Here is a 26257-nt window from a genome sequence, read left to right as displayed (position 1 = left end):
CAATTCCCGCGGACTGCTCCGCTCTTCGGCTACATCGATACGCAACGACGCGCGCCGGGTGTCGATACGGAATTCGTTCCCGTGTCCCGAGTCGCGGGACGACCATGAGGCAAATGTGCTGATCATTTCGTCGAAATCACCGCCTGGAGTTTCCAAGGCCGCGAATAGCCGCATGAGCGAGGATCACCCATGAGATTCGCTTTCTATTACCCGGGTGCTACCGGCGGTCACTCCGGTGTCGTCGCCGCAATCGCGGCGTGGGTCCGGGCGCTGCTCGCGGCGGGCCACGAAGTCGCGGTGCTGCACGCGGGCCGACCACCGACCGAACCGCGCTACGGCGACGCCGATCTGCGCGCGGTGCGCCATGTCGGTCGCGGCAGGCCGACGCTGGTCCCGGTCGACCTGGCCGCCGCGCTGCGCGACACCGACGTCCTGGTGCTCAACGAAGCCTGGTTCATCGCGAACCTCGTCGCCGCCAGGGCCGCGCGCCACGCTGGTGTGCCGTACGTGGTCATCCCGCACGGGGTCTACGACCCGGCCTGGATCAACCACCTCAAGCCGCCGCGGGCGCCACGCCGTGCGCTCGAGTCGGCGGTGTTGCGCTCCGCGGCCGCGGTGCACGCGTTCTTCCCCGCCGAGGCCGCGCACGCGCGCCTGCTCGAACCGTCCGTGCGGTCCGTCGTGGCCCCGATGGGCTTCGAACTGCCCGAGGACCGGTGGCAGCCGGGCGGCGACTACCTCGCCTGGTACGGCCGGTACGCCGTGGCGCACAAGGGACTGGAACTGATGCTGCGGGCGCTGGCGGTACTGCCCGCCGGGCGCAGACCCCCGCTGCGTATGCACGGCATCGACTATGAGGGCGGGTTCGGGCGCACGAGGGAACTCGTCGCCGAACTCGGCCTCGCTGACCACGTCACGGTGGCGGGGCCGATCTTCGGCGCCCGGAAGCGGGACTTCGTGCTCGGCTGCGCCGGGTTCGTCCAACCGTCCAACTGGGACAGCATCCCGATCACGGTCGCGGAGAACCTCGCGCTCGGCGTGCCCTGCCTGGTGTCGGACCGGATCAACCCCGCGCCTTACCTCGCCGCCGAGGACGCCGCCGTGGTCACGAGCCTCGACCAGGACGCGTTGGCCGCCGCGCTCGCCGAGTTCCCCGGCCGCGGCGCGGCGTACTCCGAGCGCGGTCGCGCGTTCGTGGCGAAGCACTTCGACTGGGCCGACATCGTGCCGAGTTACCTGGATCAGATTTCGGCGGTGCTCGGTGTCCGCGCCTGAAGCCACGACGACGAGCAGGCTGCGCGGCTACGTCGTGTCGCTGGGCGCCGCGGAGGTGGTCGGTCGCGGCCTGTCCTTCGTCGCCATGATCGTGGTGGCACGGGTCGTCGGGCCGGAGAGCTTCGGCGCGCTCGCGCTCGCGCAGGCGGTCGTGCTCTACCTCGCCGCCCTCGGCGACGGCGGGCTGACCCTGTGGACCCAGCGGGAGATCGTCCGGCGCCCACACGACCTCCCGCGGCTGCTCGTCCAGACGCTGGTCGCCCAGGTGCTGCTCGCACTGGTCGCCACGGCCGTGCTGGCCGCGGTCGCCTTCGCGGCGCCGTTTCCGGGTGACACGTCGACGCTGATCCTGGCCGCGGCGCCGGTCGCCCTGGCCCAGGCGCTCAGCACGGTGTACGCGCTGCAGTCGCTGGAGTGGATGCGCTCGGCCGCGATCGTCAAACTCGTCACCCAGGCCGTGGCCGCCGGGGCGGCGGTCGCGCTTGTCCTGTCCACTCGGGATCCGGTCTGGGTGATCATGACGATGTGGCTCGGCCAGTTGGCGGGTTCCGCGCTGTCACTGGCGATCCTCGCCCGCGGCAAGCGGATCGCGTTCGCGTCGACCAGCATCGCCGCTGTCCGGGGCACACTCCGCGCGGGTCTGCCGATTCTCGGCGCGCTCGCCATCGTGCACTACTCGCTCATGATCGACACCGTGGTGTTGGGTGTGCTGCGCTCCAGCCACGATGTCGGTGTCTACGCGGCGGCGGCGCGGCTGATGGTGATCGCCGTGGTCGCGGCGCTGGTGATCGCCAACGCGCTCTACCCGGAGATGGTGCGCAGGCACGCCGAGAGCGACCGGCGGCTGGGCGAGTTCAGCGGTCGGGCGCTGGCGATCGCCCTGCGGCTCTCGCTCGCGGCGGGCGCACTGGTCGCCGCGTTCGCGCCGCAGATCGTCGCCGCCCTCTACGACGAACGGTTCGACGAGTCGGCCACCGTGCTGCGGGTGCTAGCGCTGCTCTTTCCCGTGCTGTGCTTCAACAGCCTCGCCACCCAGGTGCTGCTGGCCGCGGGCAGGCGCGGCGATGTCCTGCGCGGGGTCGGCGCGGGTGCCGTGGTCGCCACCGCGGCGATCCCGACGGCGACGGCCGCCCTGGGTGGTGTGGGCACGGCCTGCGGGCTGGTCGCGGCGATGACGGTCCAGTGCGCGGCGCTGGCCTGGCTCGCCCGCGGGGACCTGACGACCGGGTGGCGGGCGCCGCTGACCCAGGAGGGGGCGGTCGGTCTCGTGCTGTGCGGCGCCTTGGCCGCTGTCCACACGGGATTCCCCGCCGCACCTGGGCTGCTCGGGTTCACCTGGCTCACGGTCGTTCTCGGCGCCGAGATGCTGCGCGGCTTCCCCACGGTGGGCTTGGTTCTTCCGGGGGTGCGACCGAGACGGGGCCGCCGTGCCCGGTGACCGGTGGGTACGCCTGGTCGGTTGGTGGGACCGGCACGCGCGGGCGATCGTCCTTGCCGCCGTCGCGGGCGCGGTCCTGCTCGCGGGCGGATTCGCGCTGGCCGTGGGCGACGCGCTCCGCTTCCAGGACGAGCGCGAATACGTCGCCCTGGCCCGGTCGGTGGCCTCCGGGCATGGCTACGTGCTCACCGAGTACTCCGTCGCGGTGCGCCCGCCGGGACTCGCGTACCGGCCGCCGGGGCTGCCGTTTCTCCTCGCCCCGGTGTCGTTGCTGACTGACGGCTCCATCGTGGCGATGCGCTTCGTCGGTGTCGCCGCCCTCGGGGTGTCGGTGTGGCTGGCCTCGCTGCTCGGCCGCCGTATCCATTCCCCGGCCGCGGGAGCGCTCGCGGCGGTGGGTGTGGCGGCTTACCCGCTGTTCGTCTTCACCGCGACCACGCTGTACCCGCAGATTCCCGCGATGGCTCTGTTGCTGGGGTTCCTTGAGTCGGCGTTTCGTGCGGTGGACGAATCCCGGCGGGGTCGGTGGGTGGCGGCGGCCGGGCTGACGGGCGGGCTGTTGGCGCTGACCTTGCCGGTCTTCGCCCTGGCGGTCCCGCTCACCGTGGTGTGGCTCGCCTGGAGCCACCGGCGGGCGCTGGGACGGGCGGCTCGAAACCGCGCGCTCGCGGGTGTGTTGCTGCTGGCGATAACGCTCGCCTGCGTGTGGACGGTGCGCAACGCCGTCGTGCTGGGCGCTTTCGTGCCCGCATCGACGAACGGCGGCGTCAACCTCCTGTTGGGCAACAGTGAGCGGGTGACGGCGCGGACGGGGTCCGCAGGCGACATCGGGCCGTACTACGCGGTGGTGCTCGACGACGGCCTCGACGAGGTCGAGGCCGACCGGTTCTACACGGTGAGCGCCTGGGAATGGGTCCGCGGGCATCCTGGCGACGCGGCCCGGCTCTATGTCGAGAAGGTGGCGCGGGCCTTCGCCTACGCGGACGCGTTGTCCACAGAGTACCGGCCCGGCGTGCTGACCAGCTTGCTTTCGGCCCTGACGTTCTACCCGGTGCTGGGACTCGCCGTTCTCCGGGTTCTTCTGGCTCGCCGCCGATTGGGCGCTGAGGAGAAGCTGCTGCTCGGGCTGGTGGTGATGTTGGTCGCCGTCCTCGCGGTGTACTTCATCCGAATCAGGCTGCGGCTTCCGCTCGACGCCCTACTGATCGTCGTGGCCGCCTCGGGAGCGCTGAGCTTGGCCCGCGGTTCAGTTCACGCGAACCATGGTCGAGGTCAGACCGGATCTGCCGTACGAGTCCCAGACGACGACTGAGACCTGATAGCGGCCCCGCTTCGGGAACACGACGGTTCCGCTCGTCTCGGCCGCACCCGCGGACCTGGGCGACCCCACACCGAGGTCGATCAGCTGCCAGACGGTGTCGGCCCCGGCCCGGACCCGGTAGGTCACGGGCTGCCCCGCCTTCACGGTGGGCGCGACGGCGATCGCGGCGCCCGGCGTCGGTCGGGCCTGCCAGTCGCCGATCGTGCGGCAGTCGAAGGCTCCCGGTGGCGCACACGGGAAAGTCGCACCCTCGTTGACCGACCACTCGACCTCGGTCGGCGCGAGCCACTGGCTGATCGGCCCGCAGTCGTTGTCGTGGAAGGTGTTGCCGACCACGCTCAGGAAATCCGAGCCGCCGTGGTCGGACCCGGTGAAGCTGATCCCATACCCACCGGGCTGGGCGAGGGTCAGGCCGTCGAGCGTCAGGTACCGGTCTCTCTCGACGTACAGCGCGGCGGATGGTCGCAGGCCCACCTCGCACAAGCCGCTCGCTGATCCACTATGGACGAAACCGCACCGGGTGTCCCCGCAGCCGGAGCCGGACACGTGCACGCGGGTGTTCTGCTTGAGCCAGCCCCCATAGGTCCGCGAGTCGACGAAACGGTTGCGCAGCACCGAGGCGTGCGTGGTGTCCTGCAGCACCAGACCGAGGGTCGAGCGGGTGGTGGTGTTGTCGGCGACCACGATGTCGCCGCGTCCGACCCCGCCGGTCTCGATGCCGTACTCGCCGCCCTGGACGATGTTGCGCCGGATGGCGACCCGGTCGGACTCGACGGCGCTGATCCCGTGATCAACCCGGCCGTTGTCCTCGACGGTGGAATCGTCGCAGTTGCGGTAGAGCTCGATCCCGAAACCGATGCCCGACATCGCCGCGTTGGTTACCGTGTTGCCTCGCACGGAGATGTTCCGGCTGCCAGCCGTGGCCTCGTTGGCGCAGTTGATCCCGGACGCCCCGACGTGGTCCACCGTGCTCCCGACGATGTCGAGGTCCGACGATCCCGACCGCGCCTGGATCCCCACCGCGTAACGGGAGTCCGGGGCGATGTGGCTGATGTGGGTGTTCTCGATGACGCTGTCGTGGGTGTCGCCGAGCCGGATCCCCACCACGCCGGGCATGGTCGCCGACACGGCGAGGTTGCGCACCGCCAAGTCGTGCAGCCGCAGGCCGGTCCCGCCCCAGGCCTTGATGCCGTCGGACACCCGGCCGTTCTCGCGTCCGTCGATGGCCAGCCCGGACATCTCGATTGTCGGCCCCGGCAGCCCCATCTTCGTCGAACTGTCCAGCCGCACCACGGGCGTCATGTCGGGCAGGGTGGTCGGCTCCTGCACGCTGGCGAGAACCGTCGCGTCCCGGCCTTGGCCGACAAGCCGCACGAGCGGCGTGTCCCGCGCGACCGTCAGGGTCAGCGGTCGGGCGATGTGGAATGTTCCCGATCCGAACCGGACGGTCCCGCCGACCTGACCGGCGAGGTCGAGTGCCCGCTGTACCGCGGCGGTGTCGACCACGCCGGTCGGGTCGCCGGACGGATCGACCGACAGTGGGTCCGTATCGGCCGCGGCCGCGGTTGTGGCGAGGGCGGCCACGGCGCTCGCGACGGCACCCCAGGACCGGACTCGAATCACGGGCGACTCCCTTTCGTCCACTGGGTCTTGGCCCTTGCCGCCGTTGTCGCCTCGCTGTACGCGTCGAGCAATGCCCGCAGGCCGCCTGCTTCGCCGTACTCGCGCTCGAAGATGGCGCGCCCCTTCGCGCCCGCCGCGGTGATTGAGGGGCCGTCGGTGAGCCTGCCGAGCGCGGTGGCCCAGGCCTGTTCGTCGCCGGGCGGGACAAGCCATTCGGGCCCGAGTCGCCCGGCGATCTCCGCCGGGCCGGAGATGTCCGAGGCCAGCACCGGCATCCCCGCCGCCATGGCCTCCACGGCGACCCGGCCGAAAGTCTCGTACCACCGCGTCGGGAAGACCAGGGCCCGAGAGGACAGCATCAGTTCGGAGAGCCGTGCGGGCGACACCCAGCCGGTGAAGCTGGTGCGCGGTGGCGCGTTCTGCTCCAAGCGCTGTCGCAGCGGACCGTCGCCGACGATGACCAACTTCTGGTCGCCGAGGGATGTCGCGGCCGTCCGCCACGCCGCCAGCAGCGTTTCCAGGCCCTTCTCGGCCGAGAGCCTGCCCACGGACAGGACCGTCGACGAGTGTCCGGGCGGCGTGGGCCGCGGACCCGGATCGGGGACACCGTGGGGTTTGACGATGATCCGCGCGGGATCGAAGCCCGCGTCGACATGGATCGCCTTGATCGACTCCGACGGAGCGATGAACCGGGTGACCCGGCGCCACGTGCCGCGGTGTCTGCTCGCCGCGATCGTCGCCGCCGCGACCGCCGACTGGGCCGCCGATCCGCGGTAGCACCGGTGCGTGACCGCGGGCCATGGCTTGGCTCCCAGGCAGTCCGTGCACGGCGCGCCGTCGCGGTACAGCAAACCGTTGGCACATAACAATCGGTAGTTGTGCAGTGTCATCACGACCGGCACGCCTTCAGCGTGCAAGGCGTCCACAGTGGATGGCGAGAGGCCGAACCACGTGTTGTGGACATGCGCCACGTCCGGTCGATCAGCGCGCACCAGTGCTCGGATGTCGTGGAACCGCCGAGGATTCCACACCGCGCCCGCCAGTGTCGCCACGGCTGCCGCGCCTCCGCCGGGGTTGTCGCCGCGCACCCGGACGACCTCGTGGCCCGCGGCGGCCAGCAGGGCGGCCTCGTCGTCGGCGACGCGGTCCTCGCCGCCGGGAGTCGCGTAGCGGTTGTGGATCTGGAGCACCCTCACCCGGCCCTCCGGAGGGACCCGGCGGTGCGAGTGGTGAACGCGCCTGTCCGGGCGAGCGCACCGAGGTGGGCGAGCGCCCAGAAGTACGGGATCGCGCCGAACGGCGATTCGAGCACCACGCCGACGAACGCCACCAGCGGCACGGTCACCACGAGCAGGATCGCGAGGACGTCGGCATCGCTGAGCCGGGCCCGCCCGCGGGAGGCGACCCGGTACGCCAGCCGCCACCCGATGAGGGTGAGCGCCAGCGCGATCGCGAGGCCGATCAGGCCCAGCCGAGCCCAAGTGCCCACCAGGTAGTTGTGCGGCGAGCGCACGACGTCGATCCCGCCGCCGAACAGGGTCACGTCGGCTTTCGAGTCGACCAGGATGTTCGGGCCGAACCCGACTCCCACTACGTCGCGCACCGGGTCCTCGCGCACCCAGGCGACCAACAGCTGCCAGGTCTCGTAGCGCGCTCTCGCGGTGCCCTGCGCGCCGGCGACGTCCTCGGTCGGCGTCCACAGGTTCGCCACGCTCGCCGAGAGCCGCTCGAACGCCTGGCCCTGCGCGGCGAAGGGAACCGAGGCGGGCACGACCAGAAGGAGCAGCGCGATCGGCCATCGCCGGGCGTCGTGGCCGCCGTCCCGTCTGCCGTGTCCCACCACGGCGCCCACGATCAGCGCCGTCACCAGCGAGAGCAGACCTCCGCGTGAGCCCAAGGCCAGTGTCAGCCCGACGCTCGACCCGAGCAGGACCAGGTTGAACACGATCGCCCGGCCGGCGAGCAGCCGGTAGAGCGCGAGCCCGGCGAGCAGGCCGCTGACCATGCCGTCGAAGTCGCCGCGGTTGCTGAACAGCGGCAGTTCACCGCCCAGCCTGGGCATCGCGTCGATGAGCCCCGGCCCCAGCAGGGACACCGTGCACCACACGGCGTGGAAGACCAGCGCCACGTCGATCATCCGCGACATGGTGCGCGTCGCGGAGTCGGCGGGGACGAGAACGAGGAACACCACGACGACATAGAGATAGGGTGCCGCGTCGCGCAGTGCGTGCAGATCCCACGGCCCCAGGATGAACCAGCAGGTCGACACGGTGAGCAGCGCTGCCGCGGCGATGCTCAGCGAGGTGTCGCGCGGCGCCCGGTACCCGCGGTGCGCGGCCGCTCCGAGCACACGGTCCGCGAGCAGGACCGCGAGCACGATGTCGGCGATGTAGGGCGCGTGGCCCGTGGGCAGGTAGCTGCCCCACTTCGACGTCGCCAGCAGGAACAACACCAGCGCGAACGGCCCGTACCGCTGCAGCCGGTCGTGTGCTGGCCCGACTGTGCTGTGCAGACCCGACAGCCCGTCCAGGGTGCCCGCACGGTGGATCACGACTGCCCTTCGACCCCGGCCGCCGCGCCACCTCCGACCGGTGCCGAACCGCGGCCGCGGGGCCCGGTGGAGGCGAGCACCACCCCGGCGACATCGGCGCCGACGGCGTCGAGCTGGGTGATGGCCCGGTCTATGTCGCGGCGCGGGGTCCGGCCGACGGCCGCGACGAGCACAGTCGCCTCGACGACGGTGGACACGGCCACGGAGTCGGCGTACCGAAGCACGGCCGCGCCGTCGAAGATGACCGTGTCGTAGAACGGTGCGACGGTCTCCAGGAACTCGCGGAGCCGGGTGCCGCCGAGCAGCTCACCCGGCTGGCGCGACGCCGACCCGGCCGCGACCACGCCGAGCACGCACGAGTCCGGTTGCTCGCCGGGCCAAGTCGGCCGTCGGGTCGGGCTGCTGACCTTGGCGGAGGCGTCGATCAGGATGTCGCCGAGCGCGGCCCGCCCGCTCAGGAAGTCGCTTAGGCCCAGCCGCCCGGTCAGCCCGAGCCGCGCGTTGACCGTGGGCGCCCGCAGGTCGCATTCGACCAGCAGCGTCTTCGCCCCTGAGGCCGCGCTGACCCGGGCGAGCAGGGCCGCCACCGGCGAGGCGCCCTCGCCGCCCGAGACACCGGCGACAAGGATCGTGCGCGGCGCGTCTCGACGCATCCGCAGTGTGGTACGCAGCCTGCGCACCGATTCCAGAGTCGCCTCGTCCCAGCCTCTGGTGTCGAACATGGACCGGTCGTGATCGCCCGCACCGGACAGGTCGACCCGCGCCAGTGGCTCGATCCCGAGTGAACGGCGAAGGTCGTCGTCATCGCGGATGCGGTGGTCGAGGATCTCCCGGGCGATCGCGAGCCCGATCCCCACCATCAGTCCGATGAGGACACCGATGGGCACGAGCCGGAGCACGCTGGGCGCGACGACCGTGGCCGGATCTGCTTTGGTCGCCACGGCGAGCACGAAACCCGATGGTCCCTCGGTGAACAGGGCGCCGACCTTGGCCGCCGCGTGGCGCGCGGCGGTGTTGGCGATCCGCGCCGCCTCGTCCGCGGTGTCCGCCGTCGCGGACAGATCGATCAGGTACGAGTTGGCGGGCACCGAGGCGGCAAGTCGGCGGCTCAGGTCGCTCGGCGACTCGGCGAGGCCGAGTTCGGCCACGACGGCGGCGGCGACGTCCACTGAGGTGGCGAGGTGGGCGTAGGTGGCCATGCCGCTGCTGGAGATGAGCACCGACGACCGTGCTCCCGCCTCGGCCGCGGCGTTCGCCGACGGCGTGAGGACCAGGTTCGTGGTGGCGCGGTAGGTGCGCCCCGCGACGAGTCCCAGCGCGATCGCGGCGAACGCGCCGACCAGCACCGTCGCGGCGATCAGCCGCCACTGCCGTTTGAGAAGCCCCGTGAACTCTTCGAGGGTCATGAGTCCCGCCCACCGCCTTCCACACCGTGCCCGGTGCACCGAGTCGTCCAGGTTCCAGGGTTCGCCGCAAGTGCTGTGATCAGCGCGAACGCAGCCACAGGCTGGAGGGGAAATGTCCTTGCGAGCCGCGGTCGTCGACGCCGTCGGTCATCGGTCTCGGCCGGTAGTCGGCCAGCACCTCGCCCACTTCGGCGGGCTTCGCGTGGTGCAGGGCGGACTGGCAGCACAGCACTTCCAGCCTGGGGTTGTGCACCAGCAGCGCGGCGAGCAGCGCTGTCTCCTGCCAGTCCCAGAAGTCGCCCAGCACCCACGGCGAGTACAGGTACGGCAGGTAGATGTCGTGGATGTGCACCAGCACGCCGGGCGGCAGCGTGGGGAGCAGTTCGAGGTAGATCCGGTTCAGTTCCGACCCCGTCTTGACGGCGTGGCTGGAGTCGATGAACAGCAGGTCGCCTTCGCGCAGGTCGGCGAAGAAGGACGTGGGCACGTCCTGGGCGGGGATCCGGCGGACCTCGACATGCGGCAGTCCGCTCACCTCGGGTGGCATGAACGGGTCGATCGCGACGATCTCGGATGCTCCGCGTCCCTCGCGCACGTTGCGCCGCACGGCGTCGGACATCAACGCCGTGGAGGCTCCGCTGCCGATCTCCACGATCCGTCTGGGGGCCAGCGATCGCACCACGCAGTGCAGCACCTGGCCCTCGATCAGGCCGTACCTGAACTGGATTCCCAGTTGGTCGAGTCTGCTGAGGAACGGGAAGCCGCGCACCTCGTCGACGTGGTTCGCGCACGCCTCGCGCAGCCAGCCGAGTTGGTCGTCGAGGTCCCAGTCGACGCCGGGCAGCGTCGCGGGCCTTCGCCAGAGCGATTCGTTGTGGCGCAACCAGCTCCGATCCGCGACGGGGGAGTAGTAGTGCGCGGGAAGCACGTGTACGCGGGTCCGCTCCAGCCGCTCGAACACGTGATAGGCGGCACGTTTTGTTCGTGACGCCATGGGCACCCCGGCGGGCCGGGCCGGGCGCGGCGGTCGGCGCAGGATCGCGGCGAGGAAGCGCGGGTTGTTCTTCAGGTAGCGCGGGCCGAGTCGGCGCGGGTCCTTGAGTAGCCGGTAAAGCCATTCCATGCCGGTCGGCCGAATCCAATCCGGGGCCTGGGTGGCGATCCCGGCATGGATGTCGAACGCGGCGCCGAACCCGAACAGCGCCGCCGCCCTGAGCTTGCCGCGGGCCCAGTCCATCCACCGTTCCTGCTTGGGGGTTGACAGGCCCACCATGACGATGTCTGCGCCGCTGCCGTTGATCCTCGCGACCACGTCGGCCTGCTCGTCATCGGTGAGCGGGCGGAAGGGGGGCGAGTACGTGCCCGCGACGACCAGGCCGGGGAATCGCTCCCGCAGTCGCTGGGCCAGCAGTTCGGGCGTGCCCTCAGCGCCCCCGTAGAGATAGACGCGCCACCCGCGCGCCGCGGCCCGCTCGGCCACGGCGGGCAGCAGGTCGGGCCCGCGCACCCGGCTCATCTCCCGAGCGCCCGCGTAACGTCCTGCCCACAGCACCGGCGCGCCGTCGGGCACGGTCAGCCCGGAGGCGTTGTGGATCCGCAGCAGGTCGGGATCCTGTTGCGCCTCCATGATCCCGTGCACGCTGGTCACGCACACGTAGTGCTGCTCGCCACGCGCGATCCAGCCATCCATAGTGGACAGTACGTGTGGGATGGAGGTGACATCGACGCCGACGCCGAGCACGTCGATCCGTTCATCGGTGATCGTCATCGGGTGGGTCCTTTCGATCCTATGGCCGTGCGGGGGACCAGGAAGCGCGCTCCACCCACGGCGCGGATGTGCTGTTCACTCACCCAGCCGCGGCCGATCACCCAGCGGGGCACGTCGTCGAGCCGGACGGTGGAACCTGTGACGAACAGCAGCAGCGTTCGCCACATGATCCACAAGTCCATCCGGATCGACCCGTACTGCAGGTAACAGAAGTCGTAGGCCGGGCGGTGGTGCACCATCTGGTGCGCGTGCCGACCGATCTGCCACAGACCGGTGCAGCCCTGCGGCACGAGTTGACGCGCGGTCCGGTAGCCGGGATCGGTTGGCTCCCATCGCTCAGGCATCTTCGGCCGCGGTCCGACCAGGCTCAGCTTGCCCAGGGGGACCAACAGCACCTGTGGTAGCTCGTCGAGATGCCTGCGCCGCAGGAAGGCACAGAAGCGGTCGGCGGCAATGACCGTGCCGCCCTCTTTCAGGGTGTAGGGATGGGTGTCGGGCCGCAGCGTGCGTAGCTTCGGAAACCTCATCACCTGGCCATGTCTGCCGACCCGGCGGTGTCCGAAGAACGGCCATGTGCGCAGCCTCGCCGCCAGCACGGCGGCGAGCACGAGCACGACCGGCACGACGACGACGGCGAGCAGCGCGCCCACCACACGGTCGATCGCGGACTTGAGGAACATGTTCACCCGACGCCGAAAACTCGGGTCGAGTAGGCGATTTGCTGGTGTGGCTGGCCAGTGCGGCTCATCGTGAATAGCTGATACAGGCTCGGTCACGTTCGCTCCTCGGACGTAACCCCCCAGCTGGAACCGGCCCCTTGTGGGGGCGGGCACCGACCTACTCAACGGTCAAATACGTCAGGGGTTACGGTGAATCACACTTACTTTCGAGAGAGCGGGGACGGCCGAGTCGGCGGCCGGGCGGTCACGCTGTGAAGAGCCGTTGCCGTGGGGGTAACTCGGCTGGGTGCTTGTCCCTGTCCGAAAGGGGGGCTCACGGCGCGCTCGCCGTCGCTGTGAGGTCCACTTGGGACATGACGAAACACGCCCCCATCACGCGACTTCTCACCGCGCTCATGTTGTGTTGCGCCATGCTCGTGCCGATGACCGGGACCGCCGCGGCCACCCCGGCCGCACCGGCGACCGCCGAGCACGACGCCACAGCGGACAAGGTCAAGGCGAAGGTCAACGCCAAACTCCTCGACACGAAGGTGAAGGTCAACGCCGACGCCCGCATCGACGGCAAACTCGAACTGCCGAAGAACAACGCCCGCTCACTGGAACTGATCGTCGTCCAGCGGCTGGTGGCGGGAGCCTGGGTCGACGTCTCCACCGGCTCCTGCAGGCCCAACTACAGCTTCCGGCTGAGCGTGTCGTTCAGCATCGCCGCCACCTACACGCTGCGCGTGTACTACCCGGAAACAGCCACGGCCACCGCCGCTGCCTCGGGAACCTTCAACCTGACCGTTCTTGGCTGAGCGCGCGCCTGCGCTGCGCTGAGCCCGCCCGCCGTGGCCTGCTCACGCCTGGCTGGGTCCCCGAGATCTCCGACCAACGTCCAGGCGCACACGAAACGGGCCCCGCCGATGGCGGGGCCCGGTCGTTTCAGACAGCTCAGCCCGCGGGCTGGGCGATGAAGCGCAGGTACGGCTTGACCTCTTCGACGTCCCCGAACTTCGCCTTGGCGTCCTCGGTGGACACGGTCGGGGGGACGATCACCCGGTCGCCTTCGCGCCAGTCCACCGGGGTTGCCACGGTGGCTCGGTCGGTGAGGCGCAGGGCATCGAGGCAGCGCAGGATTTCGTCGAAGTTGCGGCCGACGCTCTTCGGGTAGGTCAGGGTGAGGCGGATCTTGTCGGCCGGGTCGATGATGAAGACCGACCGCACCGAGGACGTGTCGCCCGCGTTCGGGTGGATCATCCCGAACAGGTTCGCGACCTTCTTGTCCGGGTCGGCCACGATCGGGTAGTCGACGGTCGTCTTGTTGACCTCGTCGATGTCCGGGACCCACTTGTTGTGGTCCTCGACCGAGTCCACCGACAGCGCGATGGGCTTGGCGTCGCGGGCGGCCCACTCCTGCTTGAGCTGGGCGACGCGGCCCAGTTCGGTGGTGCAGACCGGCGTGAAGTCGGCCGGGTGGCTGAACAGCACAGCCCAGCTGCCGCTCTTCCAGGCGTGGAACTCGATCGCCCCGGCCGTGCTGTCGGCGGTGAAGTCAGGCGCGGTGTCACCCAATTGCAGGCTCACTAGCGGGCCTCCCATGATGTCCGGACATTTGCGCCGCGAGTCTAGGGAGATCCCAGCCCGAAGGCGATCGATCCCACCCTGTAGACACGGCCGCCGCTGACGGACCCTGCCGATCGGCAGGGTGTCGTTGCTGTCGATCGCCCGATGTGTCGCCCTGTGCCGCCGCCATAGCGTTGTCCACAGGGAAACGGGAGACGGTGGAGGACAGACGTGATCACGTTGCGGCGGTCACCACCACGGCGAGGGTGTAGCGGTCGACCGGGCTCAGCGGGTCGAGCACGGTCAGGACGACGGCAGGCGCGAACGCCGCGAGCGGCAGCCGCCTGCCGGAGCACCACGGCCGGAGCCACTCGACCCCTGTGAAGCAGACTGACGACCGGACGGTACCGATCCGCGCGCGGCCCCGCCGACTGCCGATCGTCCATGCCGCGGCCGCCGTTCGGCAGCCCGTGATCGCGTCGGCGATAGCGGACTGAACCTGTCCGCAAGGTGTGTCAGGGTGGGGCCATGGACGTAGAACGGAGCAACCGATGAGCCGCCACCTCCAGATCACCTTCGACGCCCACGACCCGCGGGCGCTGTCCTCGTTCTGGCGCGACGTGCTGGGCTACCACCACCCCGGCCCGCCTGGGGTCGACTTGCCCGAGGGAGCCGACCCGCTGGCGGCGTGGGACGAGTTCCTCGCCCGGGTGGGCGTGCCGGAGGACCAGCGCAACACGCGATCGGCCGTCGAGGACCCGGAGGGACACGGTCCGCGGCTGTTCTTCCAGCAGGTGCCCGAGGACAAGGCAGGCAAAAACAGGGTCCACCTCGATGTCCGCGCGGCTCCCGGTCTGCTGGGGGAGGAGCGGATGGCGGCGCTGGAGGCCGAGTGCGAACGCCTTGTCGCGCTGGGGGCCACGCGAGTGCGCCGCCACGAGCCGGAGCCGCCGATGGGCCTGGGGTGGATCGTGATGACCGACCCGGAGGGCAACGAGTTCTGCCTCGACTGACCCGGTGAGTCGGGCCTGTCGGTTGGCTGCAAACGCCGGGCGAGTCCTACGGCTGGTGCGGCGACGAGCCGTGTACCAGCACGGGGATCCACTGCTCCCGCGCTGTTCGAAGGCCATTGTCATGCGGTAGGCGTGGCGTTCGGCGTGGTCGGTGGCCGTCGCGGTCTCCCAGCCCTGCGCCAGCAGCCAGCCGACCTGCCCGGACACCCTGGCGTCGTAGCGTTCCCAGGTCCAGGCGTAGGTGGTGGCGCCCTGCTCGCAGCGGCGCAGGAACGCCTTGAGTTCTCCGGGACCGCGGAGGATCGCCTCCTCGGACGTGACGACGATGAGCGCCGGGTCCGACCCGACGAGGCGTATCGAGGCGTATCACGGCATCGGTGTCACGCCGTTCGAACGCGGAGCAGAAGTCCGCAAGCACGGCGGTCATGACAGCCTTCGCCTGTTCGACCTCGCGCCGCGTGGCGACGTACCTGGTCATACACCGATGGTGAGCCTGTGACGTCTCCGCGACAACTCCCGAGGACCAGTCGGTGAAACAGTCGACCCACGCATCGAAAGGACGTCGAGTGACGATGGAGACCTGGGCCGCGGACACGCCCGGATTGCTGCGGCTTCCGTCCGGATTGCTCGTGCGCGGCCGGGGGCTGAGAAACCCGCTTCCCGAGGGTCGGCTGCCCGAGTTCGGGATCTACCTGCAGGGAAAAGAGCCCGTCAAGCCCGACTGGGAAAGCCGATGGGTGCGGTGGAAGGACTTCTGGCTGCCGTCGGACCCCGTGGCCTTCGCCGACGCCTTGCGGGAAGTGCTGAGGCGGGCTGAGGGTGAACGCGTCGAGATCGCCTGCGGCGGCGGCTTCGGGCGAACCGGCACCGCGATGTCCTGCCTTGTCGTCCTCGACGGCGTTCCGGCCGACAAGGCTGTCGCCTACGTGCGCGAGAACTACTCGCACCGGGCCGTCGAGACCCCATGGCAGAAACGATTCGTCGCCCGATTCGGCTGACCCAGCGACGCCACTGCCGCCTGCCCACGTGACGTTTCGTCCTGGGTGGCCCCGGGCAGCTCGGCCGCGCCGAGCCACCATCCACGATGGACGGTCAGGGGCGAGACCGGGCGGGCGCCGCCTTGTCGGCTCCATCGCCGGTGGGAGCGGTGTCCTCCCCGGGCGGCTCGGGCGGGTGGGCGGCCCGGTATCGGCGAGACAGGTCGCGTTCTGTGTCGGTCTCGGTGCGCGGGACGGGAGCGCCACGCCGTTCGGCCGGTGGGCGACCGAGGCGCTCGCGAGCGGCGAGCAGCGCGCTCCTGGCCCCGGCCGGGTCGACGCCGTCGCCGTCGCCGTCGCCGACGAGCTTCTCTCGGGCCACTCGCACAGCCTGGACGGCGGACTGGATGCGGCAGGTGTCGCCGGTGGCCGCCGCCCACGCGAGCCCGGCCACCAGCAGGTCGTCGAGTTCGCGCAGGGTCACCCGGTCGGGTTCGGTGGGGCCTGCCAGCTCGCCCAGCACTTTGTCCATGGCGATGCGCAGGTGTTGGCCCAGTGGCGGCGTGCAACTCGTTCTGACCAGGGCGTCGTGCGCTGGTGCGAACCGTTGGTGGACGGATGTTCGGTGCTCGACCACAGTGGCCTCCACACTCGGGTCTGCTGTCGGGGCCGTCGGTCCCTGAGCAACGTGTACCCCGATCCACGCGAATTACTCCGAATAGCCCAACGAGACGCCCTGAAGTGGGCGGACCGCGCGGGGGTCGGACGCGGGGCCGCATGGTGTGGATCAACTCGTACGAATGGCGTATTGACGGGCGTCGTCCGGCGGTGGTTCCGTGATCGACGGGAGAAATTGGATCGGGGGGTCCGTGGGGGGCCTTCTCTGACTGCATGGGGAGCAGCAGTGTTCAGGAATTCCCGTCGTACGGTTCTGCGCGCCTTCGTCGCCTCGGTCGCCGTGGTCGGACAAGTCGGGCTCGGCGTGAGCGCCGCCGCCGAACCGACACCGCCGACACCGACACCGACCGCACCGAGTCCGGTCACACCGGCCGCGCCCGCCGAGCCGCCACCACAGCCGCTCGCGCCGAGCGCGCCCGGCGCGGCCGTGCTCGACGTGCCCGATCTCGGGCCGATCGACGTCGGGCCGGACGGCCACGTGCCCGTCGACCGGGAGAAATCCAAGGCGCTGCAGGACATCCAGCCACTTCCGGGGCTCAACCCGGCGCCGGGGAAGGTGCCGATCGAGCGCGCGCCGGTGACCCCGCAGCCGCCGGTGTCGCCCTACCCGCTGACCATGCCGCAGCGTCCCGGCCAGGAGTTGGTCGACGCCACCGCGCGCGACGCCCTGGCGACGTTGGGCCGGGCTGGACGCCTCAAGGCCGACGGCACACCCGACCTCGACGCGACGAAGCTGCAGCCGCAGGTGTCCTCCGCGCAGGTCATCGACCCGACCAGGCCCGCGACCATTCAGGAACTGATCGACGCGCTGCTGTCGGGCAACATCCCGCCGCCGCTGCCCGTGGACCCGTTGGCACTGCTGAACGAACTGCCCGACGGCATCCCGCGCATCACCTACCGCGTGTGCTCCGAGTCCGCGACCAAGCAGGTCTCCTGCTCGCTCACGCTGCCGCTCGGCGTCCCCGCGATCGTCGACGTCACCGGCGACCGCACCCCGGACGTGCTGGCCGATCTGCTGCCCGCGGTCGCGGTCGGCGACATCCTCGGCCCGGTCCGCGAGCTCCTCGACCTGGAGCGCCAGATCAAGGACGTGACCGACCGGCTCAACGTGCTGGTCGAACTGCTCAAGGACCCGCTGAACGCGATACTGCACCCGGAGTGGCTGCTGGAGAAGCTCGCGCTCGACGACCTGCTGCGCGGCCTGAACGCGACCCTGCAGCAGAAGCTGACCGCGCTGCTCGACCTTATCAACGTGGGTCTCGCCTTCCTCCAACTGCGCCTGCCGACCAGCGAGTTCGCGGGCCGCGACCTGCCCGGCCACGTGTGGGCCGTCTACGACATCCCCAGCCGCAAGCGGCTTTCGCTGGGCTTCGACGGCTACCGCCGGGGCAGCAGCCTGCCCACCGGCACCCTGGGCATCTTCACCCTCAACCCGATCCGCGCGCTGCAGGGCATCTTCGACATCAAGGCGACCTTGCTCTCCGTCGGCGCTGGGGACTCGATGGCGATCACCGCGGGCATGGCGTCCGTGCGTGACGACAACCGGGGCGACGCCTACGACCCGACGGTCGCGAGCAGCCGGTTCTCCCCGGTGCCCAACTTCTTCCACGCCCACGCCTACATCGATCCGGGCGCGGCCGACAGAGGTATGCGCGCCACTGTCGACTCCAGCGGCAACGTTCGCACCCACCTCGACGCGCAGGTCCTGTCCAACCGGCCCGAGTCGAGCCGGTTCGACCAGCTCAAGGTCGACACCCTCCCGACAACGGTCTCGGCGACGGTGACCAGGCCGGTTGGCGGCGGGGAGGCCGATGTCGACTACCGGGCCGACTCCAGCATCGACGACGTCCTGTTCGCCGATTACGTCTACTCAGGACAGAGACTCGACTGGGCGCTGCAGGCGGGCGCGAAGGCGGTGCCCGCGACCTGGCACGCGAACTTCAAGACCGCCCAGGACAAGATCACCACGAACTACACCGCGAGCAGCCGTCTTGCCGCCCTGGACGTGAACTTCTACGACCGCGATCCGGCGATCGTCGGCCGTGGCTCACTGCGGGATCTGCCGACCCGGCTCGACGTCCTGGTCGACCGGGCTGCGAGTCATGTCGACCTGAAGGCCGAGCAGGCCATCGGGTCCGCCGCGCTGGCGTTCTCCAAGAACCTCGGCGACTACGCGCCACTCGACGGCGACCACGCCACCGTGATCACCCGCGACCAGAAGATCGGCGCCAGCGCCCGGATCTCCGGGCTCAAACGGGTCGACGCCTACTACGACAGCCACCCGCGGCTCGACACCGTGTTCGAGCCGGGCGGCCAGGGGTTCGTCGGCGCGGGAGACATCGACGGCGTGCACAAGGCCAGGCTGGAGGTCTCCAACCTGCCCACCACCCTGTCGGTCGACGCCGACACGGCGAACCGGAAGATCTCCTACCGGGCAAGCGATGTGATCCACCGGTTGCATGTCGCGTACACGAACACCCGCAGCGGGCCGACGCTGTTCGGCACCGTGCACGAGCTGCCGTCCATTGTGGACCTGACCTATGACGTCGGGGCCAAACCGCGGCTGCTCTACAAGGCGTCCAGTCGCATCCCGCGGATCGAGCTGTTCGCGAGCCTCGCGCACATCGAGACCCTGCGGCCCAGCGACGACCACTACCTGTCCGCGCTGACAACCGGCGTCCCGACCAGCGTCGATGTGCTCGTCGACCTTGAGGCCAAGCACCTGCAGGGCGCTCTCGCCGAGACAATGGACGGCATCAACGTCGTCGCGCGGGCTCCGCTCGGTGGCCGCGACTGGACCGCGATCACCGAGTTCGGGAACATCCCGACCGAGTTCGACGCGGACTGGGCCGACGGAAACTACCGGTTCCGGGCCATTACCGCGCCGCTGGGCTCGGCCCGGCTCGCGGTGACCAACCACCGCGACACCGTCGCGCCGACGGGTCTGCACGCCGCTGTCCACTATCGACAGTCGACGAGTGATCTCGACGCGAGCATGCGGGTGCGCAACCTCTCCCACGTCGAGTACTCCAAGACCGAGGGCAACCAGACCTTCAGGCTCGACACCGACACCGGGGGAGCGCCCGTCTTCGTCGACGCCGAGGCCATCCTCGCGGTCGACACCGACAGCACTGTCGACGACACCAAGTTCGCCGTGGCCGGCCGGGTCGACAACCTCCCGAGCACCATCCGGGTCGACTACGGCGACGGCAAGCTCAGCTACGGCGCGAACCGCGACATCGGCCTCGCGCTCGACGTCGCCTTCGGCAAGATCGCCGCCCTCAACGGGTTGGGCGCTCCGCTGTTCGGCAACGGTGTCGCCGCCGTGGCGCGCGGCTGTACCGACGGCACGGGGTGTGAACGCGACGAAAGCGCGTTCTGCAAGACGTTCCCGCGCTGCTTCGGCGTGGTCGGCACGGTCAGCCTGCCCGGGCTGCCGACCGCCATCACCGTCGACATGAACACGCGCACCGTCGTGCTGGATGACTACCGGCCCACCGGCCCGCTGCAGGCCTATATCGGCGTGCACGGGCTGGTCGACGCCTTGCCCGACTTCAAGGCCATGGCGATCCTGGCCGGTGTGCCGTCGCCGGTCGACCTGACGGTCGGGCCGATCGACGTCGGCGGCGGCAAGGTCGACGTCGGCTACACCGCCTCCGGTGCGCTCGGCACGCTGACGCTCGACGTCGACGCGCGCACCACCGACCAGCGATTCCCTTTGCTGCGCGGCAAAGCGTCGGTATCGAAGCTGCCCGCGTCAATGCGGGTCACGGGCCGGCTGGGCGACCGGACGTCGCTGAGCATGCGCAACTCCGCGTCGGTCGACGAGATCGCGCTGACGGTGACCGGCGACCGCGTCGGGCACCTGCGGGCGGCCGTTCGGGGTGTTCCCGCTGAGGCGGACGTGCTGGTCGACGCGACCGCCAAGCACGCCGAGGTCACCATGTCCGCGCCGATCAGCGCGGTCACCGCGCTGGTGCGTGACATTCCCGTGGCGGGCCGCAACTGGTCGGCTTATGGGGACCTGCGGGACATCCCGGCGAAGTTCACCGCCGACTGGGCCGACGGGAACTACCGGCTTGACGCGGTGGCCCCGCTCGGGTCGGCGGCCTTCGCGGTGACCAACCACGGAGGCGCGACGTCCCCGGTCGGACCGCACTTCGCCGGGCACTTCCGCGAGCTGACCGGCGACATGGACGGCAGCGCGCTGATCGCCGGGCTGCGGTCGGTGACCTACACGAAGGACAAGACCGGGTCCAAGGCCACGCTCGACATGGGCGCGACCAGGATCGCGTTCGACGGCGACGCGGTGTTCGCCGCGAACGGCGCCGACGACACCCGGATCGCCGCGACCGCGCTGCTCGACACCCCGAACACCGTCGAGATCGGTATGACCGCGGGCAAGGTCACCTACAAGGCCGACAAGCAGGCGGGCTTCCAGGCCGAGGCCTACCTCGGCAAGGTCGCCGCGCTCAACGGTCTTGGGGCGCCGCTGTTCGAGAACGGCATCGCCGCCCGGGGCCGGTCGTGCCAGAGCGGCGCGGGCTGCGTGAAGGACGAAAGCCCGTTCTGCACGCTGTTCGCGAGCTGCTTCGGCGCGGTGGCCACGGTCAACCTGCCGGGTCTGCCGAAGACGGTCACGGTCGACTTGAAGACCAAGCAGGTCGACCTCACCGAGTACAGCCCCGCGGGTGGCGCGCTGCGGCTTTACACGTCCCTCGACGGCCTGGTGGAAAAGGTTCCGCACGCGGCGGGACTGGTCACCCTCTCCGGGCTGACGCCGACGCTGAACCACCTCACGGTGGGCCCGTTCCACCCGGCTGACGCCGACCCGCGCGGCTTCACCTATGCCCACGACGCGCACGGCGCATCGCTGGGCGGGGTGGACGTGCGGGTGGAGGCGAAGACGGCGGACTTCGGGACCGTGTACGGCGCGGCGAACCTGTCGAACGTGCCGGGCAAGGTGACGGTGAACGGGATCTTCGGCTCGAAGAGCACGGTCCGGGCCGTCGCGTCCGAGGGCATCGGCAGCCTGACCGCGCACGTCACCGCGGCGCTGCAGGGCGACCCGGCCTCCGGGCGGCTCTCTGTCACCGATGTCCCGGCGAAGCTCGACTTCGAGATCACCGGGTTCGGCAAGGGTGCCGTCGGCGCCCCGACCATCACCTACAACGGCAAGTCTGCCGCGGACGCCGCACAGTCCACACTGGACGGATCGGCGGAGATCGAGGGCGAGCTGATCAAGGCGTTCCCGATCGGCGGGGTGAACATCCCGTTGGCGGGCAACGCGTACGCCGGGTTCACCGATCTCGGCGCGACCACCACCGTGGTGCTCAACGAGGACACCTCGGTCGCGGTCGACTCCACGCCGAAGACCGCCGAACTCAAGCTGGGTGCGACGGTCCACACGTCGTACGCGGTGCAGCAGATCGACCTGGAGGTCTTCAACGAGGACACGCCCGTGGGCAACGCCAAGGGAACCCTCACCGGGTACGCGGGGGTGCCGAAGATCGAGATCGAGGACTTCCAGCTCGTCCTCAGCGGGTTCAAGCGGATCCGCTTCGTGCCCGGCGCGAACCTGAGCTATCTCACGACGGGCATCGAGGGTGACTTCGACAAGGTCTACCTGAAGTTCGGCGGGCTGACCATCGAGCCGGACGTCGACCTCAAGTTCCACGTCGACATCCCGGGCCCGGACCAGGAGGTGAAGCTCAAGCTGGACAAGAGCAACACCATCAGGGCGATCCGGTTCCACCTCGCCGACCAGGAGCTGCGGCTGTCGCGCAAGTTCGACTTCTCGGTGGCCTGCCTGGCGGTCAGCACCCTGCCCGGCAAGTTCGCGACCAGCGAGAACGAGATCACCATCGACGGCACGCCGGGGCAGACCGTCCGGCGGACGTTGAACTACCTCGACCCGGTCCCGTCGCCGCTGGGCATCGACCCGAAGGACATGTCATTCGGCATCGACATGCTCACCGCGTATTACACACATCCGTTCAACGAACCGGCCGCTCGGGCTGCGTACGACTGGTCCGCCGGTGGATGCTGAGCGCATGACATCGAGCAAGCCTGACCGCCGGGGGCTCCGCGCCGCGGGGCTCCTGGCGGTGCTGGTCGCCGCGACCGCACTGGCCGCGTGCGGCACCGAGCCGGGATCGGGATCGTGCACGGAGACCGCCATCGCCGTGGAAGGCGTGCGGGTGAGCGATCCGGTCGCCCCACTGACCTTGACGGCGACGATGACGGCCGGGGGCAAGCCGGTCGAAGGGGCCGAGTTGGCCTACTTCATCGCCGTCGGCAAAACCGGTGAGAAGGCCGTCGGCCGGAGAGTGGGTGCCTCGACGACCGGCGTCGACGGCGTGGCCCGGTACCGCCGCCAGGCGGGCGTCGACGGGCTGGCGTTCAGCGACGAACGCGTCGACGGGTACTCGGTGGAGTTCAACCCGATCAACAAGATCGGCGGTGTCCAGTACTGCCGGGCACGCGCCGACGCGGCATTGACAGTCGGCTGAAGACACGCGGCGCCGGAGCGTCCCGGTGCCGCGTTCAGTCGCTCAGGTCGCGGTGCAGCCGTCGTTCGTGCAGCTCGGTGTCGCCGGGTCCGCGGTCGAGCTGGGACCGTCCGGTCTCGGTCCAGCCGTGGCGGCGGTAGAAGCCCAGAGCGGCCTCGTTGGTGTCGAGAACCCACAGCCCAGCGTGGGTGAAGCCGCAGGACCGCAGCCGGTCGAGGGCGGCGGCGTGCAGCCGCGTGCCGATGCCCCGGCGCCAGACGTCGGGGGCGAGGTAGAGCGCGTAGAGGTCGCCGAGCGTGGGGTCGGCGCGGTCGGCGGGCACGAGCGGCGGCCCGGTGGCGGCGAAGCCGACGACGGCGTCCTCGATGGTCGCGACGACCATGTGGGTGTGCGGCGGGCGGGCGGAGAGAACATCCGCCCAGAACCGCTCCCGCTCGGGGACGGACAGTCCGGCCAGGACCTCGTCGGGGAGCAGTGCGCGGTAGGCGGCCCGCCAGGACCGCACCAGCACGTCGGCGACGGCGTGCGCGTCGGCCGGTGTCGCGTCGCGGAGCACAGTCGCGGTTACGGCGAGACCTTTCCGTAGATGTTCTGGTCGACTCCGCCCGCGTTCGGACAGGTGTCGGGGCCGCCGGGTGCGCGGCACTGCGGGACGTCGAAGCCGTCGGTGCCGTCGCCGGTGTGGCGGGGGGCGGTGCGGGGGATGGTGTCTCGCTGGTGGGTCCACGTCATCAGCGCCGCGGTGCCGGAGGCGGCGATGTAGTTGTAGTCGTCGAATAAGACGCGGTCGCGGTTGCCGAACTGCTCGTTCCGCTGCCTGTTGTCGACGGCGCAGTCGGCGAGAGTGGCGTCCGTGCCGCCGTCGTGGCGGACGTAGGTCCGGTCGCTGAGCTTGACATCCCCCGGCGCGGCGGCTGCCGGGGCCACGGAGGCAGGCGGCGGCGACAGACAGGCGATCATGATCGGGAGTCGGTCGGGGTCCTCATGGCGCTCACCGGGTTTTCGTACCTGAGGCGGCTGGGTGGCCCAAAACGCTACCCCCGTTTCCGGCCCGCGTCACCCGAAGTCAGCGGGATGGGGCCTTGGGTCCGGCGGGTCACCAGTCCCAGCGCAGTCCCCAGACGCCCACCGTCGCGTTGGTGAACACGGCGTGGATCTCGCCCGAGGTGTTCAGGGTGAGTTCCCGGATGTCTTCCAGCGGCTCGGCGTGGTTGGGCGCGCGCACCGCGAAGCAGCGCCGCGGCCTGCGCGCGGGGTCGAACGTGGCTTGCGCGATGAAGGTGCTGACCGGCGCCCAGAAGGCTCTGGTGTGCTCCGACGCCGCGCCGTGGGAGTGGTACCGCCGGTGCCGGTCGACGATGACCGTCTCGTCGGGGGCGAGTTCGTGGTCGAACTCGAGTTTCGCCACCAGGTAGCCGCTCTCCGGGTGCCACCGGTGATCCACTTTGGACGCTCCGCGAAAGGTCGTGTCCGGCGCCTGCGCGTCGGGGTGCTCGACCCAACTGATGTCGAAGAAGTGCAGGGTCGGCGCTGTCGCCCGCATGACCTGTCGGGTGCCGAGCACGCGTTCGATGCCATCGGCGTCCAACTCGACGCGGTCGTCGACGGCGACATACCGCAGCGTCTGGTACTCGGGCATCCGCAGGTAGGTGGCCAGGCGGGGCAACTCGTCGAGCGGCCACAGGTCGAGGAGGGGCGCGCCGGGGGATTGGTCGGCAGGCGGACGTCCGCGCGGCCTCGGCGGCGGCAGCAGGGTGATCAGCGAGCCCGCGGGGACGCGCAGGACACCTTCGAGAGCGATCAGGGCCTCGATCGAGTCCTGCCGCTCGGGCTGCCTGCGGCCGGTCTGCCAGTAGCTCAGGGTGGCCGTGCTGAGGGTGATCCCGCGGGTCGCGAGGTGGGCGCGCAGCCGTTCGAGGGTCAGTCCCCGCGCCCTGATCGCCTGGCCGAGGGCCTCGTGGAACGGGCCCGCGGGCAGCACCGCGCCGGTGTTGTGATCCATCCGGTGCGCCCTCCGATCGCGTGCTGGTTGTCGGAGGATATGCCGACGCCGCGGTACCCGCAGCAGGCCACGGGTTTCCCGGCGCCTTGGTGAATTCCCAAGTGGTGACGGTGGCCGACCCCGGACGCACCTCCCCGGCCGAGGTGACCGATGGCGCCCGCGGCGTGTCGCCCGCGTACCGGAAGGTGCCATTGCCCGCGGGGTTTGCCGACCAGGTCGCCGACCTCGGCGAAGACCTCGTCGTCACCGAGGATGAGCCCCAGCGTGCCGCCGAGCGCGAGCGGAGGACGCTCATCAGTGGTGGACAAGCGTCAGGAACGCGTCCCGCGGTCTTCGGAACCGCCTCCGGGCTTCGCGGGCGCCACCAGCTTGGACAGCTGCCACTCGTAGCTCTCCGGCGCGTCCCCGACCTTGATCCCGATGTCGGCCTTGGCGGCTTCGTAGAAGCCACGGCGTGCCCGGCTGACGGCCCCCACCGCGTCCGCCCAGCTCGATTCGACGTCCACGCCGGAAGCGATCCGCTGGAGCTTGAAGACGCTGTCGTGCCATGCCCGCGCGGCGACGACGGTGTGGTCGGTGCCGAGCAGCAGGATGGTCTCCCACTTCATGGTGCGCTCTTCCTCGGCGAGTGCCAGCGCGGCCAGCCCCTCCTCCGGGGCCAGCACGTCCAAGTCCTGGTGAATCCCGTGGTGTGCGGCCAGCCGCACGGATATGGAGATCACCTTCTTGACCGCGTGGGCGTACTCGGCGTACGCCGCGAGCCGCTTGTCGTCCCAGCGCACCGACTGCGTCCGGCGCCACCGGGAACGCTCGGCCACCGAGGTCGCGGTGAAGGTCGCCAGCGCGCCGACGAGCACACCGATCAGCGTAGGTAACTGCTGCATGAACAACTGCATGAGAACCCCCTGATAACCGACCGTCGCACTCTCGCCGCACGTGGGCAAGATCGTTCGGGTGCATTCAACCGCACCGCGGCGGGCCCCCGGGCGCCGTTGCCGCGTTTGGTGCGGCACTCTCCACGGAGCACAGATCAAGACGGTAGAGACCGAGGTCGGCGACCTGGGCCTGTGCGCGCCCCGCTCCGCCCGTGCGGTCAGCGGAGTCGGGTGAGGTCGATGGCCTCGGCCATGGTGCGGTAGCCGGCGTGGTCGGATGCAGGTGTTCGCCACTGTCGCAGGCGGAGTCGAGTCGGTCCTCGTCGGCGGGGGAGGCGAGTGCGCGATCGAAGTCGACCACTCCGCCGCGGCCGGGAACCCGGTGAGTTCGCGGGCGACCTTCCGGCGGGCTGGCTCGCGACCGCCGTCATCACCGTCGGCCACGCCGCGGCGGCGCCGTGGCCGAGGGGGAATGACACTGGCGTGAATGTCGAGTACCTGATCGGGTGGAAGGCACTCCTGTAGGTTTACTATCCCTTTACTTTTTGGACTCCGGCCCGGGATACTCGATGCGAGGGGAGTACTTCCCAAGC

Annotated in this window: 21 protein-coding genes; 9 read left to right on the top strand and 12 right to left on the bottom strand. The window is 70.3% G+C overall.

Annotated elements, in window-relative coordinates; all coding sequences use genetic code 11:
• Positions 1-189: 189 nt before the first annotated feature.
• From GPZ80_RS12535 to GPZ80_RS12525, 3 genes are read left to right on the top strand one after another with little or no spacing between them, the layout of a single operon-like run.
• Positions 190-1275 (top strand): glycosyltransferase, encoded by a 1086-nt coding sequence (locus tag GPZ80_RS12535; RefSeq protein ID WP_187220506.1) that lies wholly within the window; start codon positions 190-192, stop codon positions 1273-1275.
• Positions 1262-2713, top strand: coding sequence for an oligosaccharide flippase family protein (locus GPZ80_RS12530; protein ID WP_187220505.1), 1452 nt, complete (start codon positions 1262-1264; stop codon positions 2711-2713). The genes GPZ80_RS12535 and GPZ80_RS12530 overlap by 14 nt, the downstream gene beginning before the upstream one ends.
• Positions 2703-4025 (top strand): glycosyltransferase family 39 protein, encoded by a 1323-nt coding sequence (locus GPZ80_RS12525; RefSeq protein WP_187220504.1) that lies wholly within the window; start codon positions 2703-2705, stop codon positions 4023-4025. Before GPZ80_RS12530 ends, GPZ80_RS12525 begins: the two co-directional genes overlap by 11 nt.
• On the opposite strand, the gene GPZ80_RS12520 is transcribed toward GPZ80_RS12525, so the two are convergent.
• The 6 genes from GPZ80_RS12520 to GPZ80_RS12495 all read right to left on the bottom strand — a co-directional run bounded on the left by GPZ80_RS12520 (position 3960) and on the right by GPZ80_RS12495 (position 12062).
• Positions 3960-5657: a right-handed parallel beta-helix repeat-containing protein gene (locus GPZ80_RS12520; RefSeq protein WP_187220503.1), complete on the bottom strand. Its 1698-nt coding sequence runs from the start codon at positions 5655-5657 to the stop codon at positions 3960-3962. The genes GPZ80_RS12525 and GPZ80_RS12520 overlap by 66 nt on opposite strands.
• Positions 5654-6853: a glycosyltransferase gene (locus tag GPZ80_RS12515; protein ID WP_187220502.1), complete on the bottom strand. Its 1200-nt coding sequence runs from the start codon at positions 6851-6853 to the stop codon at positions 5654-5656. The genes GPZ80_RS12520 and GPZ80_RS12515 overlap by 4 nt, the downstream gene beginning before the upstream one ends.
• Complete coding sequence (locus GPZ80_RS33690) at positions 6850-8208, bottom strand: O-antigen ligase family protein (protein WP_187220501.1); 1359 nt, start codon at positions 8206-8208, stop codon at positions 6850-6852. The genes GPZ80_RS12515 and GPZ80_RS33690 overlap by 4 nt, the downstream gene beginning before the upstream one ends.
• A complete protein-coding gene (locus GPZ80_RS12505) occupies positions 8205-9614 on the bottom strand; it encodes a tyrosine-protein kinase domain-containing protein (protein WP_187220500.1) in 1410 nt (469 codons plus the stop codon). The genes GPZ80_RS33690 and GPZ80_RS12505 overlap by 4 nt, the downstream gene beginning before the upstream one ends.
• A 79-nt stretch (positions 9615-9693) precedes the next feature.
• Entirely contained in the window at positions 9694-11382 is a 1689-nt protein-coding gene (locus GPZ80_RS12500) for a WecB/TagA/CpsF family glycosyltransferase (RefSeq protein ID WP_187220499.1), read from the bottom strand.
• Positions 11379-12062 carry a sugar transferase gene (locus GPZ80_RS12495; protein ID WP_187220498.1) on the bottom strand — a complete coding sequence of 228 codons (684 nt, stop codon included), beginning with the start codon at positions 12060-12062 and terminating at the stop codon, positions 11379-11381. The genes GPZ80_RS12500 and GPZ80_RS12495 overlap by 4 nt, the downstream gene beginning before the upstream one ends.
• A 353-nt stretch (positions 12063-12415) precedes the next feature.
• Between GPZ80_RS12495 and GPZ80_RS12490 the strand changes: the two genes are divergently transcribed.
• Positions 12416-12859 (top strand): hypothetical protein, encoded by a 444-nt coding sequence (locus GPZ80_RS12490; protein ID WP_187220497.1) that lies wholly within the window; start codon positions 12416-12418, stop codon positions 12857-12859.
• Between the two features lie 136 nt (positions 12860-12995).
• Here the strand turns inward: GPZ80_RS12490 and GPZ80_RS12485 are convergent, their stop codons facing one another.
• Positions 12996-13628 carry a peroxiredoxin gene (locus GPZ80_RS12485; RefSeq protein WP_187220496.1) on the bottom strand — a complete coding sequence of 211 codons (633 nt, stop codon included), beginning with the start codon at positions 13626-13628 and terminating at the stop codon, positions 12996-12998.
• A 530-nt stretch (positions 13629-14158) separates the two neighbouring features.
• On the opposite strand from GPZ80_RS12485, the gene GPZ80_RS12480 reads away from it, so the two are divergent.
• From GPZ80_RS12480 to GPZ80_RS12470, 3 genes are all read left to right on the top strand, one after another.
• Entirely contained in the window at positions 14159-14620 is a 462-nt protein-coding gene (locus GPZ80_RS12480; RefSeq protein WP_187220495.1) for a VOC family protein, read from the top strand.
• A 316-nt stretch (positions 14621-14936) separates the two neighbouring features.
• Complete coding sequence (locus tag GPZ80_RS12475) at positions 14937-15119, top strand: hypothetical protein (RefSeq protein ID WP_187220494.1); 183 nt, start codon at positions 14937-14939, stop codon at positions 15117-15119.
• Positions 15120-15192: 73 nt separating this feature from the next.
• On the top strand, positions 15193-15618 hold the full coding sequence (locus GPZ80_RS12470; protein ID WP_187220685.1) for a protein-tyrosine phosphatase family protein: 426 nt from the start codon (positions 15193-15195) through the stop codon (positions 15616-15618).
• A gap of 94 nt (positions 15619-15712) precedes the next feature.
• On the opposite strand, the gene GPZ80_RS12465 is transcribed toward GPZ80_RS12470, so the two are convergent.
• Positions 15713-16234, bottom strand: coding sequence for a hypothetical protein (locus GPZ80_RS12465; RefSeq protein ID WP_187220493.1), 522 nt, complete (start codon positions 16232-16234; stop codon positions 15713-15715).
• 267 nt (positions 16235-16501) lie between these two features.
• On the opposite strand from GPZ80_RS12465, the gene GPZ80_RS12460 reads away from it, so the two are divergent.
• Entirely contained in the window at positions 16502-22324 is a 5823-nt protein-coding gene (locus GPZ80_RS12460) for a hypothetical protein (protein ID WP_187220492.1), read from the top strand.
• A 4-nt stretch (positions 22325-22328) separates the two neighbouring features.
• A complete protein-coding gene (locus tag GPZ80_RS12455) occupies positions 22329-22787 on the top strand; it encodes a hypothetical protein (RefSeq protein WP_187220491.1) in 459 nt (152 codons plus the stop codon).
• A 34-nt stretch (positions 22788-22821) separates the two neighbouring features.
• On the opposite strand, the gene GPZ80_RS12450 is transcribed toward GPZ80_RS12455, so the two are convergent.
• The 4 genes from GPZ80_RS12450 to GPZ80_RS12435 form a co-directional block, all read right to left on the bottom strand.
• Complete coding sequence (locus GPZ80_RS12450; protein WP_187220490.1) at positions 22822-23343, bottom strand: GNAT family N-acetyltransferase; 522 nt, start codon at positions 23341-23343, stop codon at positions 22822-22824.
• 8 nt (positions 23344-23351) lie between these two features.
• Complete coding sequence (locus tag GPZ80_RS12445; protein WP_187220489.1) at positions 23352-23747, bottom strand: hypothetical protein; 396 nt, start codon at positions 23745-23747, stop codon at positions 23352-23354.
• Positions 23748-23883: 136 nt separating this feature from the next.
• A complete protein-coding gene (locus tag GPZ80_RS12440) occupies positions 23884-24789 on the bottom strand; it encodes a helix-turn-helix domain-containing protein (RefSeq protein ID WP_187220488.1) in 906 nt (301 codons plus the stop codon).
• A 311-nt stretch (positions 24790-25100) separates the two neighbouring features.
• Complete coding sequence (locus GPZ80_RS12435; RefSeq protein WP_187220487.1) at positions 25101-25685, bottom strand: hypothetical protein; 585 nt, start codon at positions 25683-25685, stop codon at positions 25101-25103.
• Between the last annotated feature and the right edge of the window lie 572 nt (positions 25686-26257).

The sequence above is a fragment of the Actinokineospora xionganensis genome, assembly GCF_014323725.1.
Classification (GTDB): domain Bacteria; phylum Actinomycetota; class Actinomycetes; order Mycobacteriales; family Pseudonocardiaceae; genus Actinokineospora; species Actinokineospora xionganensis.
This window is presented reverse-complemented; position numbering and strand designations above follow the sequence as displayed.